At 71.7% G+C, this 18,109-nt stretch carries 21 protein-coding genes; 12 read left to right on the top strand and 9 right to left on the bottom strand.

Translation table 11 applies throughout. The annotated features are described in order from the left end of the window. Positions 1 to 81 precede the first annotated feature (81 nt). Positions 82 to 696: a CGNR zinc finger domain-containing protein gene (locus ACWDXC_RS29830; protein WP_449987119.1), complete on the bottom strand. Its 615-nt coding sequence runs from the start codon at positions 694 to 696 to the stop codon at positions 82 to 84. A gap of 99 nt (positions 697 to 795) precedes the next feature. On the opposite strand from ACWDXC_RS29830, the gene ACWDXC_RS29835 reads away from it, so the two are divergent. The 8 genes from ACWDXC_RS29835 (at position 796) to ACWDXC_RS29870 (ending at position 5,705) form a co-directional block, all read left to right on the top strand. Next, positions 796 to 1,248, top strand: a complete 453-nt coding sequence (locus tag ACWDXC_RS29835; RefSeq protein ID WP_449987121.1) for a VOC family protein — start codon at positions 796 to 798, stop codon at positions 1,246 to 1,248. A gap of 28 nt (positions 1,249 to 1,276) precedes the next feature. Continuing rightward, on the top strand, positions 1,277 to 2,182 hold the full coding sequence (locus ACWDXC_RS29840) for a pyridoxamine 5'-phosphate oxidase family protein (protein ID WP_449987123.1): 906 nt from the start codon (positions 1,277 to 1,279) through the stop codon (positions 2,180 to 2,182). Next, positions 2,182 to 2,373 (top strand): ferredoxin, encoded by a 192-nt coding sequence (locus ACWDXC_RS29845; RefSeq protein WP_449987125.1) that lies wholly within the window; start codon positions 2,182 to 2,184, stop codon positions 2,371 to 2,373. Before ACWDXC_RS29840 ends, ACWDXC_RS29845 begins: the two co-directional genes overlap by 1 nt. A 13-nt stretch (positions 2,374 to 2,386) precedes the next feature. Then, positions 2,387 to 2,833, top strand: coding sequence for a nuclear transport factor 2 family protein (locus tag ACWDXC_RS29850; RefSeq protein ID WP_449987127.1), 447 nt, complete (start codon positions 2,387 to 2,389; stop codon positions 2,831 to 2,833). 74 nt (positions 2,834 to 2,907) lie between these two features. Next, positions 2,908 to 3,300, top strand: coding sequence for a YbaB/EbfC family nucleoid-associated protein (locus tag ACWDXC_RS29855; RefSeq protein ID WP_449987129.1), 393 nt, complete (start codon positions 2,908 to 2,910; stop codon positions 3,298 to 3,300). Further along, positions 3,297 to 4,202 (top strand): WXG100-like domain-containing protein, encoded by a 906-nt coding sequence (locus ACWDXC_RS29860; protein WP_357583460.1) that lies wholly within the window; start codon positions 3,297 to 3,299, stop codon positions 4,200 to 4,202. The genes ACWDXC_RS29855 and ACWDXC_RS29860 overlap by 4 nt, the downstream gene beginning before the upstream one ends. Positions 4,203 to 4,212: 10 nt before the next feature. Continuing rightward, positions 4,213 to 4,572, top strand: coding sequence for a hypothetical protein (locus ACWDXC_RS29865; RefSeq protein WP_449987132.1), 360 nt, complete (start codon positions 4,213 to 4,215; stop codon positions 4,570 to 4,572). A 152-nt stretch (positions 4,573 to 4,724) separates the two neighbouring features. Beyond that, the gene (locus tag ACWDXC_RS29870) at positions 4,725 to 5,705 is read left to right on the top strand and encodes a glycoside hydrolase family 11 protein (protein WP_449987134.1); all 981 of its coding nucleotides are present in this window, start codon (positions 4,725 to 4,727) and stop codon (positions 5,703 to 5,705) included. A gap of 51 nt (positions 5,706 to 5,756) precedes the next feature. Here ACWDXC_RS29870 and ACWDXC_RS29875 read toward each other — a convergent pair whose 3' ends face one another. Next, positions 5,757 to 6,065: a hypothetical protein gene (locus ACWDXC_RS29875; protein ID WP_449987136.1), complete on the bottom strand. Its 309-nt coding sequence runs from the start codon at positions 6,063 to 6,065 to the stop codon at positions 5,757 to 5,759. 182 nt (positions 6,066 to 6,247) lie between these two features. On the opposite strand from ACWDXC_RS29875, the gene ACWDXC_RS29880 reads away from it, so the two are divergent. After that, entirely contained in the window at positions 6,248 to 7,780 is a 1,533-nt protein-coding gene (locus ACWDXC_RS29880) for an alpha/beta fold hydrolase (RefSeq protein WP_449987137.1), read from the top strand. Positions 7,781 to 7,819: 39 nt separating this feature from the next. On the opposite strand, the gene ACWDXC_RS29885 is transcribed toward ACWDXC_RS29880, so the two are convergent. The 7 genes from ACWDXC_RS29885 to ACWDXC_RS29915 form a co-directional block, all read right to left on the bottom strand. Next, a complete protein-coding gene (locus ACWDXC_RS29885; protein ID WP_219510334.1) occupies positions 7,820 to 8,230 on the bottom strand; it encodes a PPOX class F420-dependent oxidoreductase in 411 nt (136 codons plus the stop codon). Between the two features lie 351 nt (positions 8,231 to 8,581). Next, complete coding sequence (locus ACWDXC_RS29890) at positions 8,582 to 9,163, bottom strand: TetR/AcrR family transcriptional regulator (protein WP_449987139.1); 582 nt, start codon at positions 9,161 to 9,163, stop codon at positions 8,582 to 8,584. Between the two features lie 56 nt (positions 9,164 to 9,219). Next, positions 9,220 to 10,116 carry a Rieske 2Fe-2S domain-containing protein gene (locus ACWDXC_RS29895; RefSeq protein WP_449987141.1) on the bottom strand — a complete coding sequence of 299 codons (897 nt, stop codon included), beginning with the start codon at positions 10,114 to 10,116 and terminating at the stop codon, positions 9,220 to 9,222. Positions 10,117 to 10,167: 51 nt separating this feature from the next. Beyond that, positions 10,168 to 11,376: an ROK family transcriptional regulator gene (locus tag ACWDXC_RS29900; RefSeq protein ID WP_357583470.1), complete on the bottom strand. Its 1,209-nt coding sequence runs from the start codon at positions 11,374 to 11,376 to the stop codon at positions 10,168 to 10,170. Between the two features lie 18 nt (positions 11,377 to 11,394). After that, complete coding sequence (locus tag ACWDXC_RS29905) at positions 11,395 to 12,870, bottom strand: glycoside hydrolase family 3 N-terminal domain-containing protein (RefSeq protein ID WP_449987143.1); 1,476 nt, start codon at positions 12,868 to 12,870, stop codon at positions 11,395 to 11,397. Beyond that, entirely contained in the window at positions 12,867 to 13,793 is a 927-nt protein-coding gene (locus ACWDXC_RS29910; RefSeq protein WP_449987145.1) for a BadF/BadG/BcrA/BcrD ATPase family protein, read from the bottom strand. The genes ACWDXC_RS29905 and ACWDXC_RS29910 overlap by 4 nt, the downstream gene beginning before the upstream one ends. Then, the gene (locus ACWDXC_RS29915; RefSeq protein ID WP_449987146.1) at positions 13,790 to 14,809 is read right to left on the bottom strand and encodes a hypothetical protein; all 1,020 of its coding nucleotides are present in this window, start codon (positions 14,807 to 14,809) and stop codon (positions 13,790 to 13,792) included. The genes ACWDXC_RS29910 and ACWDXC_RS29915 overlap by 4 nt, the downstream gene beginning before the upstream one ends. A gap of 67 nt (positions 14,810 to 14,876) precedes the next feature. Between ACWDXC_RS29915 and ngcE the strand changes: the two genes are divergently transcribed. The 3 genes from ngcE to ACWDXC_RS29930 are packed head-to-tail and all read left to right on the top strand — an operon-like array spanning position 14,877 to position 18,041. Further along, positions 14,877 to 16,268, top strand: coding sequence for an N-acetylglucosamine/diacetylchitobiose ABC transporter substrate-binding protein (gene ngcE / locus ACWDXC_RS29920; protein WP_357583478.1), 1,392 nt, complete (start codon positions 14,877 to 14,879; stop codon positions 16,266 to 16,268). A 25-nt stretch (positions 16,269 to 16,293) separates the two neighbouring features. Continuing rightward, a complete protein-coding gene (locus tag ACWDXC_RS29925) occupies positions 16,294 to 17,181 on the top strand; it encodes a carbohydrate ABC transporter permease (RefSeq protein ID WP_308126015.1) in 888 nt (295 codons plus the stop codon). Next, positions 17,181 to 18,041: a carbohydrate ABC transporter permease gene (locus tag ACWDXC_RS29930; protein WP_449987148.1), complete on the top strand. Its 861-nt coding sequence runs from the start codon at positions 17,181 to 17,183 to the stop codon at positions 18,039 to 18,041. Before ACWDXC_RS29925 ends, ACWDXC_RS29930 begins: the two co-directional genes overlap by 1 nt. The last annotated feature ends 68 nt before the right edge of the window (positions 18,042 to 18,109 follow it).

The raw sequence follows: 18,109 nt of genomic DNA on the forward strand, positions 1-18,109 counted from the left end.
GCGTCAGGGGAAGATGCAAGCAACCGTAGTTGACTATTTCGAATTTAGTCAACTGAGGTTGCTTAGTCTGGAGGCTCCGGGCTATGCGGCCCCGGTGGGCTTCTTCGTGCCGCGCACCTTGGCGTAGTGGCGGGCGGCCCTGGCCCGGTTGCCGCAGCCGGCCGAGCACCACTCGCGCCGCGCGGATTCGCGCAGGAAGTAAAGCACGCATCCCGGGGCCTGGCAGGCGCGCAACTCGTGGCGCTGCGGCCCGGCGAACAGGGTGACGGCGTCCTCGGCCAGCGCGGAGAGCGCGGCGTCGACGGCGCGCCCGGCGGTGCGCACGACGGCCTGCGGCTCGGGGCCGGTGCGCAGCTCGTGCCAGCGCGGGGCGCGGGCGGCGTGGGCGTTGAGCGTCGCGACCGAGCCGGGGTCGGACTCCTGCCCGGCGACGGCCGCGGCGGCGAGGGCGCGGACGGCCTCCCGCAGCTCCCGCGCGTGACGCAGGTCGTCGCCGGTCACGCCCAGGAGGTCGGCGTCCGAGAGCGGGACGGCGAGCCGGTCGCGCACGTCGCGCAGCCACGCGGCCAGGTGCTCGGCGGTACGCAGGCCGTCGAGGACCTGGCCGCGCACGGCATGGGTGGTGTTGCCGAGTTCGATCGGCGGCAGCTCCCCGAGCTGGGGAGCGCCGCCACCGGTGAGGTCTGCCACATCCACACTTCTAACGCTACCGGCAGCTTGACACCGTGAGGACCGTCCGCCATATTTCTAACGTTCATACTTGCCTTTAACCATGAGAAAAACCGGAGGACTCGCATGAGCGCATTGGCCCTGCGGACCGGACACGTCGGCCTGAACGTGACCGACCTGGCCCGCTCCACCGCCTTCTACCGCCAGGTCCTGGAGCTGGAGGTCTACAACGAGCAGACCGACGGCGACCGCCGCTACGCCCTCCTCGGCCGCGACGGCGCCCTGATGGTCACGCTGTGGCAGCAGAGCGACGGCTCGTTCCCCGCGGACCGGCCCGGCCTGCACCACCTGTCGTTCCAGGCCCCCGACATCGAGACGGTCCACCGCGCGGAGGCCGTCCTGCGCGGGCTCGGCGTGCAGCCGCTGCACGACGGCGTCGTCCCGCACGGCGAGGGCGCCTCGTCCGGCGGCGTGTTCTTCACCGACCCGGACGGCATCCGCCTGGAGATCTACGCCCCCTCCGGCGCCGACACCGCACCCGCGCCCACCAAGGGCGCGCCGACGTGCGGCTTCTTCTAGAACCCAGCGGCCAGGAAAGGAGCCGACCGTGCTCCACCACGGCGAACACGTGGTGCAACGCCGGGCCGGGCTGACCACCGACGGATGGGGATCGGCGGGTGTCGGCGCGGCCGTCCCGCCGGTCGCCGCGAACTTCCTCCGCGAGCAGCGGCTGGTCGTGATCGCGGCCGCCGACGACACCGGCGCGGCCTGGGCCGGGCTGATCACCGGCCCGCCGGGGTTCGTCACCGCCCCGGACGACCGGACCGTCGTCACCGACCGGCTGCCCGGCGCGGGCGATCCGCTGGCCGGCCTGTTCGACACCGAACGCGACCTCGGCATGCTCGTCATCGAGCCCTCCGGGCGGCGCCGGATGCGGGTCAACGGCCTGGCCCGCAGGGACGGCGACCGGCTCGTCACCAGCACCCACCAGGTGTACGCGAACTGCCCGAAGTACATCCAGACGCGTACGTACCTCGACGAGCTGCCCTCGCCGGGCCGGGCCGCGGCCGTCACCGGCGAGCTGACCGGGCACCAGCGGCGGTGGATCGCCGGGGCCGACACCTTCTTCGTCGCCACCTACGCGGCAGGGCAGGGCGCCGACGCCTCGCACCGGGGCGGGAACCCCGGGTTCGTCACCGTGACGGGCGACGGGCGGCTCACCTGGCCCGACTACACGGGCAACTCCATGTTCATGACGCTGGGCAACCTCGCCGTCGAACCCCGCTGCGGGCTGCTGTTCCTCGACTGGGAGAACGGCGACACGCTGCAGCTGACCGGGCGGGCCCGCGTCGACTGGGACCCCGGCCGGGCCGCGGCCGTGCCCGGCGCCCACCGGCTCGTCGACTTCGAGGTCGAGCGGGCCGTCCAGATCACCGGAGGGCTTCCGCAACGCTGGTCGTTCGGCGGCTACTCCCGGTTCAACCCGTCCCAGGCCGCCGAGAGGAGGGCGTGATGCGGGTCCGCGTCGACGACGCCCTGTGCCAGATCCACGCCCAGTGCGTGTTCGCCGCGCCGGAGGTGTTCAGCCTCGACGCCGATGACGAGCTGGTCTACGACGCGGAGCCCGGCGACGCGCACTGGCCGGCCGTCGAGGAGGCGGCGCGCGCCTGCCCCGTCCAGGCGATCACGCTCGAAGAAGACTGACCGAGGAGAGCTCATGACCGTCCCGCCCTTCACCGAAGAAAGCGCCCGCGCCAAGGTCCAGGCCGCCGAGGACGCCTGGAACACCCGTGACCCACGCCGCGTGTCCCTCGCCTACACGCCCGACTCGGTCTGGCGCAACCGGGACGAGTTCGTCACCGGCAGGGAGGAGATCGTCGGCTTCCTGACCCGCAAGTGGGCCAGGGAGCTGGACTACGCGCTGCGCAAGGAGCTGTGGGCCTTCACCGCCGACCGGATCGCCGTCCGTTTCCAGTACGAGTGGAGCGACGCGGCCGGGGGATGGTGGCGCAGTTACGGTAACGAGCTGTGGGAGTTCGACGCGAGCGGGCTGATGCGGCGGCGCGAGGCCAGCATCAACGACCTGCCGATCGCCGCCGGCGAGCGCCGGATCTTCGGGCCGCGCGGGGAGAATGAGCGGGGCGTGCCCCTGCCGCTCGCCTGACAAAGAGGGAAATAGCCGGTATTTCCTCCTGGTTGACTCTCGTACAGCGATGATCACGAGAGTCAGGAGACGCGATGACCTCACCGGGCGATCCGTTCAACGCGGGCGGCGACCAGGAGCTCGGCCGGCTGCTGGACCAGTTCCGGCAGGACGTGGCCGCGATCGAGCGGCTGAGCGGCCGGATGGCCGCCGTCAAGGGACGGGGGGAGGCCGCCGAGGGCCGGGTGGTGGCCGAGGTGACACAGGCGGGGGCGCTGACCGGGCTCACCATCGACCCGCGCGCCATGCGGCTCGGCTCCGCGGAGCTGGCGGCGGCGGTCCTCGAAGCGGCGGGCCGGGCCGCCCGGGACGCCGAGCGGGAGGCGGGCGACCTGGTGGCCCCCTTCATCGCCGAGACCGTGCTGGACGGCGCGGGCCCGAGCGGCGACCGGCCGGGCGCCGGGGGCGACCGCGGGCGGCGGCCTTGAGGATCAACCCGGGCCGCGCGAGCATCTACGGGTTCGGCGCGCTGGGCATCGCCGGGTTCGTCTTCAAGATGCTCGCCGTGGACTACCCGACCGGCGACCCGGCCAAGGCCCGCCAGGCCGCCGAGGTGTGGGCCAGGCTGGCCGAACGCGTCGAGCGGAGCCCGGACAAGACGTTCGCCGCCGCGGAGACGGTGTGGCGGCAGAACAGCGGGGCCGGGGTCGACGCCTTCAAGAAGGCGGTCACCGCCGGCCTCTATCCACAGCCGCCCACGGCCGGCTACGCCGCCAGGCTCGCCCAGCGCTGCCGGCAGAACAGCCAGGCGTGCGCCGAGTACGCGGAGGTCATCGAGACCGCGCGGCACACGTACTGGACGCTGGCGCTGGCCAACTTCGCCAGCTTCATCTTCATCACCACCTTCCCCTGGCAGGCCGGGACGGCGTACCAGATCAGCCAGTTCCTCATGCGGCGGGCGCAGGCGGGCATGCTGGCCAAGCTGCTGGAGCACAGCGTCGCCAGGATCGTGCTGGCCAAGCTGACGGAGTACACGATCGGCAGCACCTTCTTCGCCGTCGGGGACGTGGCCGTGGTCGCGGGCGTGAAGGCGCTGCGCGGGGAGGACCCGGGCTCGCTGGAGCAGAACGCCACGCAGGCGCTCAAGGAGTTCGCCGCCTCGGTCGCCTTCTACGGCGCGTTCGACGCCGCGATGCCCCTGGCCGGCAGGATCAGCCAGAATCCCGACGTCCGCTACTTCCTGAGCCGGGTGGCCGGCGGCTCCATCGGATACGGCCCCTCGTACGACGCCATGAACGGGCAGGAGGGCGCCGAGCTGATCCCGACATGGAAGGAGACGCTGGGCCGGCTGCTCCTCTACTTCACGATGGCGCACAAACCCGCGAGCTGAGGAGGACGGCATGGACATCCACAAGCACCTGATGCGCTCGGCGGCGCACGCGTTCGACGTCGAGCGGGACGAGCTCGGGCGGTTCGTCGGCGAGGCGGCCAGGGACCTGGAGGCGATCGGCGCGTTCTGGGGTGACGACGACCTGGGCGCCACGTTCCTCAAGGGGGAGGGCGGCGCGTCGGGGTACGAGGCGGTGACCGGGCAGATCCAGGAGGGGGTGGCGAACTTCCTGACCGGGCACGGGGAGATCGCCCGGCGGCTGCGCCTGATGAGGGACAACGTCGAGGTGGGGGACTGGAACCAGGTCGCCCTGATCCTGTCGAAGCTCCCGCCCGGCGACCCGGACCGGCCGATCTGGGGGGCGAGCTGATGTTTCGGTAGTCGTACGAAATTTTCATCGAGGTGATTGCGCAGGTGGGTCGGGGCCTCGGCGTCGCGGCGAGTGGGCGGCATTGACAGCTTGACAAATTCGAGCCGATACTTTCGCCAACTTGCCGATAGTTTCGAGGAGGAAGCGCGCACATGAACGAGCCCCTCGCACCCCCGAAACGCCGCGGACCCATCAGGCGGTTCGTCGCCCGCTCCTGCGTCGTGGCGGTGGCCGTGGCCACGGCGATGCTCCCCGGCGTCGCCCACGCGGCCATCACGACCAACCAGACGGGCACCAACAACGGCTACTTCTACTCGTTCTGGACCGACAGCAACGGCACCGTCTCCATGGAGCTGGGCTCCGGCGGCAACTACAGCACCTCGTGGCGCAACACCGGCAACTTCGTCGCGGGCAAGGGCTGGAGCACCGGCGGACGCCGCACCGTCAGCTATTCGGGCAGCTTCAACCCGTCAGGCAACGCCTACCTGACCCTCTATGGCTGGACGAGGAACCCGCTCGTCGAGTACTACATCGTCGACAACTGGGGCACCTACCGGCCCACGGGCACGTACAAGGGCACGGTCACCAGCGACGGCGGCACGTACGACATCTACCAGACGACCCGCTACAACGCCCCGTCGATCGAGGGGACCAGGACGTTCAACCAGTACTGGAGCGTCCGGCAGTCGAAGAAGACCGGCGGCACCATCACCTCGGGCAATCACTTCGACGCCTGGGCCAGACACGGCATGAACCTGGGCAGCCATGACTACATGATCATGGCGACCGAGGGCTACCAGAGCAGCGGCAGCTCCAACATCACGGTGGGCGGCACCACCGGAGGCGGCGACGGGGGCAACGGGAGCGGCGGGTGCTCGGCGACGCTGTCGGCGGGCCAGCAGTGGAGCGACCGCTACAACCTGAACGTCGCGGTCAGCGGCTCCAGCAACTGGACCGTGACGATGAACGTGCCCTCCCCGGCGAAGGTCCTGTCCACCTGGAACGTCAGCGCCAGTTATCCCAGCTCCCAGGTGCTCACCGCCAGGCCGAACGGCAACGGCAACAACTGGGGCGTGACCATCCAGCACAACGGCAACTGGACCTGGCCGACGGTCTCCTGCAGCGCGGGCTGACCCCGGGAACCGCGAAGGCGCGGCGGCCGGGGCCGCCGCGCCGATGCCGGCTCAGCCGCAAGTGTTGGCGCGGATCGAGACGATGGGCCAGGGGGTGATGGAGGTGTGCGAGGTCTGCCCGACCGGCACGCAGGGGCCGACGACGAGGATGGGGCCGGCGATCGGCGACGCGTGCTTCTGCAGGACGACGACATGGTGCTTGCCGGTGCCGGAGGAGCAGAAGCTGCTCGCCCAGCCGGCGCCGTACTGGGTGGTGCATCCCGTAGGCGCGGCGGCGGCGGGGGAGGCGAGGAGGACGGCCGGGCCGAAGGCCAGGGCTGCGGCGCCCGCCAGAACGGCGGCACGATGACGAAGGCTCATACGAGTCTCCAGGGGTGGGGGGTTTTACTTTTAGGAAAGTTTCCTAAAAGTGAGGCTAGATCGCCGTTTCCCCCACCGTCAAGACAGCCGTTTGCCCGACAACCACGACATTTCCCATCTTGCTTCGCACGCCCTGCCGACCCGGCATGATCTAACTCGGCCGGATGACCGATGGGAGCGATGTGAAGAGAAGATTGACCCTGCTGGCGACCGCCTTCGTCACGGTCGCGGCAGTCTTACCCGTTCAGGCCGCCGGAGCCAGCCCCCAGCAGCCGCCCCAGGCGATCACCTGGACGCCGTGCGAAGAGGAGCCCGCCGCCGAGTGCGGCAAGCTGGCCGTCCCGATCGACTGGTCCCAGCCTGACGGCCCCACCGTCGAGCTCGCCCTGGCCAGGCGCAAGGCCACCGACCCCGCCGCCCGCATCGGCTCACTGGTGATCAACCCCGGCGGCCCCGGCGGCTCCGGCGTCGAAGCCGCCTACGGCGCCCCCGGCTTCTTCACCCCCGAACTGCAGCGGCACTTCGACATCGTCGGGTTCGACCCGCGCGGCGTCGGCCGCAGCAACCCCGTGGTCTGCTCGGCGTCCGTCTACAACGAGATGCCGTACGCCGTCATGACCAGCCAGGCCGACTTCGACAGGTGGACCGCCTACAACGAGCGGCTGCGCGCCGACTGCCGCGCCCGCACCGGCCCCCTGTACGACCACGTCGACTCCGTCAGCGTGGCCCGCGACCTGGACGCCATCCGCGCCGCACTCGGCGAGGAGAAGCTCACCTACTACGGGATCTCGTACGGCACGCTGATCGGCCAGATGTACGCCGAGCTGTTCCCCGGCCGGATCCGCGCGCTCGCTCTCGACAGCAACATGGACCACAGCCTGCGCGTCAAGCAGTTCCTCGACACCGAGGCCGCCGCCGTCGAGGACGCCTTCGACCAGTTCGTCGGCTGGTGCGACCAGGAGCCGAGCTGCGCCCTGCACGGCCAGGACGTCCGCGCGATCTGGAAGGACCTGCTGGCCAAGGCCCGGCGCGGCGAGCTCTACTACCCCGGCGTGCCCGACCGGCCGATGACCGAGCTGCAGGTGCTGTGGCAGGGCGTCCTCGGCACTGAAGGCCCCGCCTGGCAGCTCCTCGCCCAGATGATCAACGCGCTCAACGGCGGCACCCCGCCCGACTGGGTGCCCCCGCTGCCCGGCCGCCAGCCCGTGCAGGGCGAACTCGCCCACCTGCCGACCGTCATCCTGTGCCAGGACTACAGCCTGCGGGTGCGCAACTACCGCGAATACGCCGCACTGCTGCGCAGCTCCGCCCGCCGGGCCCCCGACATGCGCTTCAACCCGATGCCGATCGAGGACCTGCCCGTCTGCCTCAACCACCCCACCAACAACCCGCAGCACCGGCTGCGCTACAAGGGCAGCGCGCCGCTGCTGCTCGGCAACTCGCTGCACGACCCGTCCACCCCGTACGGCTGGTCGGCCAACGTCGCCAGGCAGCTCGGCCGCAAGGCGGTGCTGCTCACCTACGAAGGCTGGGGCCACCGCATCTACGGCAAGGACGAGTGCAGCACGGTGCCCATCGACAACTACCTGATCTCGCTGACCGTGCCCCCGCACGGCTACCGCTGCCCCGTCGGCGGCCGGGTCGAGAACACGCTCAAGCGGCAGGCCGAACTCTGGCCCACCGACGGCCTCCCCTGGTCGTCCCTGCCCCGCTGACCCCGCGCCCGGGCCCGGCAACCACCCCGGGCCCGGCCCTCAGTGCACTGTCCTGCGCGCCTCGTACCAGGTGGCGCCCACCGGCTCGCCCGCCAGGTTCCAGCTCCACGACACCACGGGCGTGATGCCGAGGTAGAAGCCGGGCCCCACCATGCCGACCCGTTCCACCGGCTCCCCGGCCCGGCCGTAGACGCGCACCCCCCGCGCCACGAACGGCTCCATCGACACCAGGTCGTCGACCACCACCGCCACCAGGTGGTTGCCGGCCCTGACGTTGCGGAACTTGCGCGTCTCCAGCACCGACGCGCCCGACCCGCCGACCCAGAACCGCTCGCCGTCGAACTCGAACGCGACCGGCACCACGTCCGGCTGCCCGCCCGGCCCCAGCGTCGCGATCCGCGCCAGCGGCTGCGACCGCAGGTACGCGATCTCCTCCTCGGTGAACGCCATGACGCTCCTCCTTTCTGTCACGCCCTTCCCCTTGCCGGGGAGCCGTGCGTGACGCCAGACTGCGGCGTGGCCGTTGAAGACCAAGACTGGTGGAAGACGCTGGAGCGCGCCCTGGAGATCGTGGAGCGCGACGTCCGCGCGGCGGGCCTCACCGGCTGACCCCGAGAGGTTGGGCGGCGGCGCCCAGGTTCAGTACGACGGCCTCCACCAAGGTGAGGGGCCTGGATCCCGGGCAGGGCGGCGACCTCACGAGATCGCGAACGTCGCAGAGTTCACCCACCGAACGACCACGGAGTTGACTTGGAAGGCCGCGCCCGTGTGCGCACCCCAGGATGGTGGCGCGCTGCCGGGCTAGGGGCGGGGGCGCATTCCGGCGAAGAGGGCCGCGAGCACCCGGTCGACGTACTCGTGCGTCACCGGCTCCTGCGTGACCATGAGGGTGAAGAACAGCGGCCCCGTCAGGATCGACATGGCCAGGTCCAGGTCGAACTCAGGGGCGAGCTGCCCCTGCTCCCTGGCCTTGGTGAGCCGGGCGACGGTCTTGGCCTCCTGAGGCTTGGTGAAGCGCTCGTTCAGCTCGGCGGCGACGGCCGGGTTGTGCTGGGCCTCGCCGATCAGTGACTGGAAGAGCGGCCCGAACGGGGGGCGGCCGAGCAGGTCGACGGCATGGTGGATCTGCGTGCGGAGGTCGGCCATGACGTCGCCGGTGTCGGGGTAGTCGAGGTCCGGCTGTTGCGGTGACAGTACCGCGTCCAGGAACAGCGCGCCCTTGGACGGCCAGCGGCGGTAGATCGTGTGCTTGCCGACGCCGGCGCGGGCCGCGACCCCCTCGATGCTGAGCTTGGCGTAGCCGACCTCCTGGGCCAGCTCGAGCGTGGTGCGCCGGATGGCCTCGGTCCGGTCGTCGGCCCGGGTGCGTGGGGTGTCCGTCATGTGGACAGCCTATTAGAACGGCACGTGCCGTTGCCGGGGATTGCGGGCGATCGAGGTCAGGCCCGTGCCGTGATCCGCTCGGTGCTCCGGATCACCGCCCGGACGGGCTCCCGGTCTCCGGTCGTGGACCGGACGAGCACCCGGCCGTTGTCAATCTTCACGTCCCAGCGCGGCTCCTCGACCGTCGCGGGCCCGCGCACCACCTTGCCGTCGGCGAGCCGGAACGTGCTGCCGTGCCACGGGCACCGGATGCAGCCGTCGCCGACGATCGTGCCCTCGTCCAGCGGCCCACCGGCGTGCGTGCAGGTGGCCGAGAGCGCGTGCAGCGTCCCGTCGTGCTGGACGAGCAGCACGGCCACCCCGTCCGCCGTGACGCGGTGCGGCCGGCCGTCGCTCACCTCGGCCACCGCCGCGACGTCGGTCCAGTCGGTGACGGGCTGCTGGAACGCGGTGTGGTTGACGCCGACGCCCTGCACGAGCGACAGGCGTCCGCCCAGGTACGCGCCGATCGACGTCATGGCCAGGCCCGCGCCGCTCAGCAGCATCCCGGCCCGCCGCTGCCCGCGCCCGCGCGCGACCCAGGAGGCCGCCTGGAGCGCGGTCGCCGTCACGTTGCACAGCGCGTGCACGAGCCCGGTCCGCTGCTCGGGCCCGTAGGTCTCCGACCAGTCGGACGCCCCCGCCGCCGCAGCGGGCACCGTGGCGATCAGCCCGACGCCGACCAGGCGGCGCGCCGACTCGGCCCCGGCCTCGCCTCCGGCCACGTCCAGGAAGGAGGCCATGGTCCAGGCGCCGATGGGCAGGTCCGTAAGAACGGGGTGCAGCGAGTGGCCCAGCCAGGTGCCCGACAGCGCGTTCTTGATCGCGTCGGGGCGTGTCAGCCGTCCGACCAGGCCCGCGAGCTTGTTCGATGCGCCGTCGAGCGCACTCCAGTCCTCGACTTTTTTGCTCATGACGGCTGGCTTCCCCAGGCCGGGTGACTCATGCCTGGGGAGCCCGGCGCGCTACGGCCGCTCGGCGCGCAGCCGGTCGACGGCGGCCGTCGCGTGCACCGCGTACTCGCCGAGAAGCTCGGAGTGGGCCTGTTCGAGGCCGAGGATGACGGCGCCGAGCACGGTGGCGAGCGCGCCGACGACGCTGCTGGAGATCGCCACGAACTCGTGCAGCGGCCGGGCCGCCGCCTGCACCGCCTCGACGACCTCGGGAGCGTCGCCGATCTCGCCGCCGATCACCACCAGGTCGGGGTCGACGACCGCCGCGAGCGCGGCGCACGCCCTGGCGACGTCCAGCACGTACGCGTCGAGCACGGCCTTGGCCTCGGCCGAGCCGGCGGCGACGTCGGCCAGGATCGCCTTGACCACCTCGCCGACGGAGGCCGCGCCGGGAGCCTGCGAGCGGTAGGAGTCGACCAGGCGGGAGGCCGCCAGCCGCTCCTCCATCGCGTGGCGCGAGGTCTGCTCGGCGCCGTCGGCCCACGGGAACGGCAGCCGCGACAGCTCGCCCGCCGCGCCGTGCGCGCCGCGCACCAGGCGGCCCTCGTTGATGAGCCCCGCGCCGACGCCCACGCCGAGCTGCAGGTAGGCCAGGCTCGGCACGTCGGCCCCGGCGCCGATCCGCATCTCGGCCACCGCCGAGCAGTTGACGTTGTTCTCCAGCCGCACCGGGCCGTCGAAGTGGTCGGTGAGCGCGTCGAGCAGCGTGGCGACGGCGCCCTTCTCCTGTCCGGCGGAGGCGGGCACCTGGCTGCGGCGCGCGTCGATGATCTGCGGCAGCGCGATCGTCACGGCCCGCAGCCGGTCGCGTCCGGCGCACCAGTCGGCGAGCTGCCGGGCCGCCCGCTCCATGACGTGCGGCGACGGCTCGCGGCGGCGGGCCTCGCCGGGGCGGACCGGCTCGGAGATGGACACGTGCGTGGTGCGCGCCCCGGCGAGGTCGACGGCCATCAGCTCGACGTGGGAGCTGCCCAGGTCGACGCCGAGCGCCCAGCCGACCTCGTCGGCCGCCTCGAACAGCACGGCCGGCTTGCCCGTAGCCGGGACATGCCGGCCGTTGCGGCGCAGGTAGCCGGCCTCCTCCAGGGCGCTGACGGCGTCGTTGACGCTCGGCTTCGACAGGCCGGTGGCGGCGAGCAGCCGGGGCCGGGTGGTCGAGCCGTGCCCGAGCGTGTGACTCAGGACGTGGCGCTGGGTCGGGGGGAGTTCCGGCGAACGCATGTGGTCATCCAATCGGAGTCACGCCTGTCTTGTCAGGGCGCGTACGGCGGCGGCGGAACTCGCCCGGGAGGCGCCGAAGGTCCGTACCACGCCGGTGGCGCGCGGGTAGTCCGTCCCCGGGTAGCCCATGTCGACGACGACCAGGCGCGGCGCGTCCAGCCGGGCGAAGACCTCGGCGCTGGCGGGATGGCGGGGCAGGTCCCGTACGACGGCCACGACGACGTCGGACGGCCCGAGGCCCGGCAGGTCGGGCAGGTCGCTGATCGGCGGGGTCAGGACGTGGTCGGCGAACGCGACGCCGGCCGCGCGCAGCTCCGGCCCGATGCCCCACGGGACGGGCCCGGCCGCGATGGAGGTCCGGTCGTCGAACGTGACGACGTGCACAGTGCCACCCGGGCCGCCCGCGATGGACGCGTCGCCCTCGACGGTGGTCGCCCTCCAGGCCGCGGCCAGCCCGGCCGCGCGCTCGGCGGCGGTGTCGGCGGCCCCGGGCACGCCGACCGTGCCGGGGTAGGCGCGGGCCATCGCGGCGACCCGCCGGTTGGCCTCCTCCAGCCGCTCGGCGGACAGCTCGCCGGACCGCACGGCGGCGACGATCGCGTCGACGACGGCGGTGGTCGCCTCCTCGTACTGCTCGGCCCCGAGGCACAGCACGTCGACGCCGGCGCGCAGCGCGCCCACGGCGGCGGCGGGCAGCGACGAGGCGTGGTTCAGCACGCCGTGCATCTCCAGCGCGTCGGAGATGACGACGCCGTCGTAGCCGATCTCGTCCCGCAGCAGGCGGCTGATCACGGCGGGGCTGAGCGTCGTGGGCGCCGAGGGGTCGAGGCAGTCGACCACCACGTGCGCGGTCATCATGCTCGCCACGCCGGAGGCGGCCGCGCTGACGAAGGTCCGCAGGTGCTCGTCGTCGAACTCGGCCCGCCCGGCGGTCACCCGGCCGAGCGACAGGTGCGAGTCCAGCAGCGAGCCGCCGAGCCCCGGGTAGTGCTTGACGCACGCCGCCACGCCCGCCTCCTGCAGGCCCTCGATCCAGGCGGCGGCGTGCTCGGCGTTGTCACGCGGGCTGCGGCCGTAGGAGCGGGTGGTCAGCGGGCTGAGCGGGTCGGTCACGTAGTCGCCGATCGGCGCCAGGTTGTAGTTGACGCCGAGGTCGCGCAGCTCGGCGCCGATGCCGCGGCCCACCGCCCGGGTGGCGGCCAGGTCGCCGTTCTCGCTCAGCACCCGGTTGCCGGGGTAGGGGCTGCCCTCGTCGTGGTGGATGCGGGTGACGTCGCCGCCCTCCTCGTCGATCCCCACGACGGCGTCCGGCCGGGCCTCGCGGATCTGCCGCACGAGCTCCGCCACCTGCTGCGGCGACACGATGTTGCGGCCGAACAGGATGACGCCCGCCATCCCCTCGCGCAGCCGGTCGAGCAGCCAAGGCGGCGCGGTGGTGCCCTCGAAGGCGGGCAGCACGGTGCCGAGGGCGAGTTGCCGCAGGTCTGATGTCATGCGAATTGCTCCTCATATGCCAGGTGGGCGAGCCGTACGGCCCCGAAGACCGGCTCGGTGCCGAGGACGGACAGCGGCAGCGTGACGCCCTGTTCGACCAGCGCTTCGGCGAACGCGGACCGGAACGACGGCTGCTTGACCATGACCGCGCCCGCGCCGACGACGGCGTCCGCGCGGACCCCGAGGCGCAGCGCGGCCACGACGTTGCCGGCGAGCCGCTGGGCGTTGCCCACGATGGCCCGCCGCGCGCTGGGGGAGCCGGCCTCCGCGCAGGCGAAGACGCTCTCGGCGAGCTCGCCCAGCTCCTCGCGCACGCCCTCCAGCGCTCCCGGGAGGCGGCGGTCCTCGATGACGTCGAACGCGCCCGCGACGAACGTGCGGAACACCCGGTCGCCCTCGCCGCGGTCCAGGCTCTCGGCGTACAGCCGCAGGGCGTCGATGACGATGCGCGGCGCGCTCCCGTGGTCGCCGAGCAGCCAGCCCCACCCGTCGGTGAGGATCGTGACGCCGTCGGGGGTCCGGCCGCCGACGACGGCCCCGGTTCCCGCGATCACCGACACGGCATGGTCGTACCCGCCTGCCAGGCCGACCAGCAGGGCGTCGTTGCAGACCCGTACGGTGACGCCGGGGCCGAACTCGGCGGCCACGGCGGCGTGCAGCTCCCTGGTCAGCGCCTCGGAGTCGCAGCCGCGGGCGCCGACGCCGACGGCGGCGAGCCGGTGGCTCGCGGGCGCCACCTGGCCGGTGGCGGCGCGGATCAGCGCGGCGCGCCCGGCCGTGGACAGGTCGTTCCAGTCGGTGTTGGGCAGGGTCTGACCGGCGAGGTGCTCGCCGGTGACGGCGTCCTCGACGTGGACGCGCAGGTACGAGCCGCCGATGTCGAGGCCCGCGACGCCGGGGCGCGGCTGGGGGGCCACGCTCACGCGGTCGTCTCCACCTTCGTGTCGAGGCGGGTGAACACCGCGTCCTCGGGGCGCCGGCCGGTGGCCGCGCAGGCCTCCTGGACGACCATCTGGCAGATGACGGTGGCCGCGATGGACAGCTCGGCGCCGCTCATCCCGGGCAGGTGGATCTGGTGCAGCGGGCCGGGGCCGTCGTAGGCGATCGGTTCGGCGCCGATGAGGTGCACGGTGGCGCCGTGGTCGGCGAGCTGGCGGGCGAGCAGCGCCTCGCTGCCGCAGTCGACGATCACGTGGACGGTGCCCGGCCGGGCGCTGTCCATGAATCCGTGCAGGTAGGAGCGGGTGTCGAAGCTGGAGGCAGGCAGTGCGACGCCTTCGCGGAACAGCAGCGAGGCGCCCTCGGCCGCCGCCAGCCCCGCTCCGGAGGAGACCACGTCGAGGTGGCCGGCGCGCACCAGGTCGGCGGCGATGCGCCCGGCTGCCGCGCGCTGCCCGTCGATCACCGTGGCCAGCCGCTCGCCGAACGAGCGCCAGCGCGGCTCGTCGACGCCGCCGGTCAGGTGCTCGGCCAGCATGGCCAGGGCGAGCGCGGTGGCCGTGTAGCCGACGGTGGACACGCGGGAGTCGGCGACGCCGCCCAGCCACAGGTGCCGGGGGGCCAGCTCGGACACCGGCGAGGGCGTCCGGTTGACGACGCTCATCCGCGACCCCTCGGGGGCCAGTGACAGCGCGCGCACGATCTCGACGCTGCGTCCCGACTGGGAGACCCCCAGGTACGTCGTCTCCGGGCGCACCTGGTCGGCGGTGAAATCGGCTCCAGTCAGCAGCTCGCACGCCACGCCGCGCGCGGTGAGCCCGGCGACCAGCACGTGCGCGGCGGCGCGGCTGGCCCCGATCGCGAAGGCGACGAGGCGGGTGACGCCGCCGTGACGGTCAAGCTGCCCCGGCAGAGCCCCGGCGAGGTCCGCCAACGACTCGGGCTGGCTGCGAAAGGCCTCGTCAAAGGAGTTCCACGGGAAAACTGTTGCTGTAGCCATGTTAGTAAGGTAGCTTACCTTACTCAGGATCGTCAAAGGAGTACGAATCCTGTGGAGGTGTACCCGAATGCATGATCGTCCGTCGCAGCCCCAGCCGACCCGCCGTTCGGTCCTGGCGTTCCTGGCGCTGTCCCCCGTCGCCGGCGCGCTCGCCGCCGGCTGTGCCACGTCCGGCGGAAAGCAGGCGCCCGCCGCGTCCCCGACGGGCCGTGCCGTCGCGGGCAATCCGTTCGGGGTGGCCGCCGGCACGCCCGTCGAGGTCGTGCTCTTCGACGGCGGCTACGGCCAGGCCTACATCAAGCTGCCCGTCGAGCTCTACCAGAAGAAGCATCCCAAGACCGAGGTCAAGCAGACCTCCACCCAGCAGATCCAGCAGACGCTGCAGCCGCGCTTCGTCGCCGGCAACCCGCCGGACGTCGTCAACAACTCCGGCTCCAACGCCATCGACTACGGCGCGCTCGTCGGCGACAAGGCCCTGCTGTCGCTGGCCCCGCTGCTGGACGCGCCCTCTTGGAGCGATCCAGCCGTGCCCGTGCGCGACACCCTGCGCCCCGGCGTGGTCGAGGTCGGCACGCACGACGGCCAGTTCGTCGTCCTCAACTACTCCTACGGCGCCTACGGTGCCTGGTACAGCGCCTCCCTGTTCGAGGAGAAGGGCTGGACCTACCCGCAGACCTGGGACGACTACCTCGGGCTGTGCGACAAGATGGCCACCGCCGGCATCGCCCCCTGGACCTACCCCGGCCAGTTCCCGTACTACATGTTCTGGTGGCTGGCCTCGATGATCTACAAGGTCGCGGGCAAGGAAGTCATCGACAAGATCAACAACTTCGAGAAGGACGCCTGGACCGACGAGCGGGCCGTCGCCGCGCTCAAGGCGTTCGAGGCCATCCCCGCCAACGGCTGGGTGCTCAAGGGCAGCTCGGGCCTCAACCACACCGACGCCCAGATGCAGTTCCTCCAGGGCAAGGCCGGATTCGTCCCCGGCGGCTCCTGGCTGGAGAAGGAGATGGGCGACAGCGTCCCGGCCGGCTTCGACATGTCGATCTGCCGCGTCCCGTCGATCACCGACGCCGACGACCGGCCGTTCGGCGCCCTGTGCGCCAAGGCGGGCGAGCCGTACATCGTCCCGCGTGACGCCGCCAACTCCGCCGGCGGCCTGGAGTTCCTGCGCGCGATGCTCTCGAACGAGGGCGGCTCCAACTTCATCGCCCAGGCCGGCGCGCTCTCCTCCAACCGCAACGCCACGCTGCCCGCCGACGCCAAGCACGGCCTCGTCTCCATCAACGACGCGCTCAAGGAGGCCGGCGACAACATCTTCGGCCTGACCGTCGACACCCGCAACAGCCGCCTGTGGAACGACATCGCCAAGGTGATGGGCCGGTTCATGAACGGCGACGTGAAGGCCGACCAGCTCGCCAAGGAAGCGCAGCGCCTCACCGACGCGGCCCGGAACTGAGATGCGAAACCGGCACCAGCGCCGTGTGATCGTCGGCTTCCTCGCCGCGCCGCTCATCCTTTACACGGTGTTCGTGGCCTCGCCGTACGTGCAGGCGTTCTACATCGCCATCACCGACTGGCGGGGCCTGTCGGCCGAGTTCGACGTGATCGGCCTGGCCAACTTCGCCGAGCTCTTCGGCGACCCGGTCTTCTGGAAGGCGCTCGGCAACAACCTGATCCTCCTGATCACGCTGCCGCTCGTCACGATCGGGCTGGCGCTGTTCCTGGCGTTCATGCTGAACGCCGCGGGCGGCCCCCGCAGCGGGGAGATCCGCGGCGTCCGGGGCGCCACGTTCTACCGGGTCGTGTTCTTCTTCCCGTACGTGCTGTCGATCGCGATCATCGGCGTGCTGTGGATGAACATCTACAACCCGATCAACGGCCTGCTCAACGGCGGGCTGCGCGCGATCGGGCTCGGGCACGTGCAGCCGTCGTGGCTCGGCGACGAGAGATTGGCCTTCTGGGCGGTGCTCGCCGTCCTCGTCTGGAACGGCGTCGGCTTCTACGTCGTCCTGTTCACCGCCGGCCTCAAGGCGATCCCCGCGTCGCTGCTGGAGGCCGCGGTGCTCGACGGCGCCTCCAGGAGCCAGGTCTTCTTCCGCATCACCGTGCCGCTCATCTGGGAGAACATCCGCACAGCGGCCGTCTACCTGGGGATCGCGGCACTGGACGCGTTCGCCATCGTGCAGATCATGACCGGCGGCGGGCCGAACGACTCCACCCAGGTGGGCTCGTTCTACCTCTACCAGAACGCGTTCTCCTACGGCCGGTTCGGCTACGCCTCGGCGATGGGCGTCGTGCTCTTCGTCGTCACCCTGGCCCTGTCCGCCTTCACGCTCCGCGCGACCCGCCGAGAGAGGATCGAATTCTGATGGCCGCCACCGGTGCGCGCAGGCCGCGAGGCAGATCCGCGGGCCCGACGATCGCCGTCGCCCAGGCGTTCCTCGTCCTGTGGGCCGTCGTGTCGACCGTGCCGCTGATCTGGGCCGTCGTCAGCTCGTTCAAGAGCGACCCGGAGATCGTCGCCGACCCGTGGTCGCTCCCCGAGGCCCTGCGCTGGGACAACTTCGCCCGCGCCTGGGACACCGCCTCCATCGGCACGTACTTCGGCAACACCGTGATCGTCGTCGGCGGCGGCGTCGTGCTGACGCTGCTGCTGTCGGCCATGGGCGCCTACGTGTTCGCGCGCTTCGACTTCCGCGTCAAGGGCGTGCTCTACTACTTCTTCATCGCCGGGATGACGTTCCCCGTCTTCATGGCGCTCGTCCCGCTGTTCTTCGTCGTGCAGAACCTCGGGCTCGGCAACTCGCTGCCCGGCCTCATCCTCGTGTACGCCGCGTACTCGCTGCCGTTCTCGATGTTCTTCCTGGTGGCGTTCTTCCGCACGCTGCCCGAGGAGGTCGCGGAGGCGGCCAAGCTCGACGGGTGCGGCGAGGTGGCCACGTTCTTCCGGGTGATGCTGCCGATGGCCAAGCCGGGGCTCATCAGCGTCGGCATCTTCAACTTCATCGGCCAGTGGAACCAGTATCTGATCCCGTTGGTGCTGGTCAGCGACGACAGCAAGTTCGTCCTGTCGCAGGGGCTGGCCAACCTCGCGGTCGAGCAGGGCTACGCCGGTGACCGTTCGGGCCTGTTCGCGGGCCTGACGATCGCGATGGCGCCGATCCTGATCGTCTACGTCCTCCTCCAGCGCCGCATCCAGGCCGGCATGACCGCGGGGGCGCTCAAGTAGGCGCGATCTTGACTCGAAGGGTCCGATGTATTTGCCGTAGAAGTCAAGCTGGGACCCCACCCTCTCTG

It is taken from the genome of Nonomuraea sp. NPDC003214, from assembly GCF_053590035.1.

Coding starts and splice junctions, on each gene's coding strand:
- ACWDXC_RS29835 (WP_449987121.1), top strand. CDS start 796: ATGAGCGCATTGGCCCTGCGGACCGGACACGTCGGCCTGAACGTGACC.
- ACWDXC_RS29845 (WP_449987125.1), top strand. CDS start 2,182: ATGCGGGTCCGCGTCGACGACGCCCTGTGCCAGATCCACGCCCAGTGC.
- ACWDXC_RS29850 (WP_449987127.1), top strand. CDS start 2,387: ATGACCGTCCCGCCCTTCACCGAAGAAAGCGCCCGCGCCAAGGTCCAG.
- ACWDXC_RS29855 (WP_449987129.1), top strand. CDS start 2,908: ATGACCTCACCGGGCGATCCGTTCAACGCGGGCGGCGACCAGGAGCTC.
- ACWDXC_RS29865 (WP_449987132.1), top strand. CDS start 4,213: ATGGACATCCACAAGCACCTGATGCGCTCGGCGGCGCACGCGTTCGAC.
- ACWDXC_RS29870 (WP_449987134.1), top strand. CDS start 4,725: ATGAACGAGCCCCTCGCACCCCCGAAACGCCGCGGACCCATCAGGCGG.
- ACWDXC_RS29875 (WP_449987136.1), bottom strand. CDS start 6,065: ATGAGCCTTCGTCATCGTGCCGCCGTTCTGGCGGGCGCCGCAGCCCTG.
- ACWDXC_RS29885 (WP_219510334.1), bottom strand. CDS start 8,230: ATGGCGTTCACCGAGGAGGAGATCGCGTACCTGCGGTCGCAGCCGCTG.
- ACWDXC_RS29890 (WP_449987139.1), bottom strand. CDS start 9,163: ATGACGGACACCCCACGCACCCGGGCCGACGACCGGACCGAGGCCATC.
- ACWDXC_RS29895 (WP_449987141.1), bottom strand. CDS start 10,116: ATGAGCAAAAAAGTCGAGGACTGGAGTGCGCTCGACGGCGCATCGAAC.
- ACWDXC_RS29900 (WP_357583470.1), bottom strand. CDS start 11,376: ATGCGTTCGCCGGAACTCCCCCCGACCCAGCGCCACGTCCTGAGTCAC.
- ACWDXC_RS29905 (WP_449987143.1), bottom strand. CDS start 12,870: ATGACATCAGACCTGCGGCAACTCGCCCTCGGCACCGTGCTGCCCGCC.
- ACWDXC_RS29915 (WP_449987146.1), bottom strand. CDS start 14,809: ATGGCTACAGCAACAGTTTTCCCGTGGAACTCCTTTGACGAGGCCTTT.
- ngcE (WP_357583478.1), top strand. CDS start 14,877: ATGCATGATCGTCCGTCGCAGCCCCAGCCGACCCGCCGTTCGGTCCTG.
- ACWDXC_RS29930 (WP_449987148.1), top strand. CDS start 17,181: ATGGCCGCCACCGGTGCGCGCAGGCCGCGAGGCAGATCCGCGGGCCCG.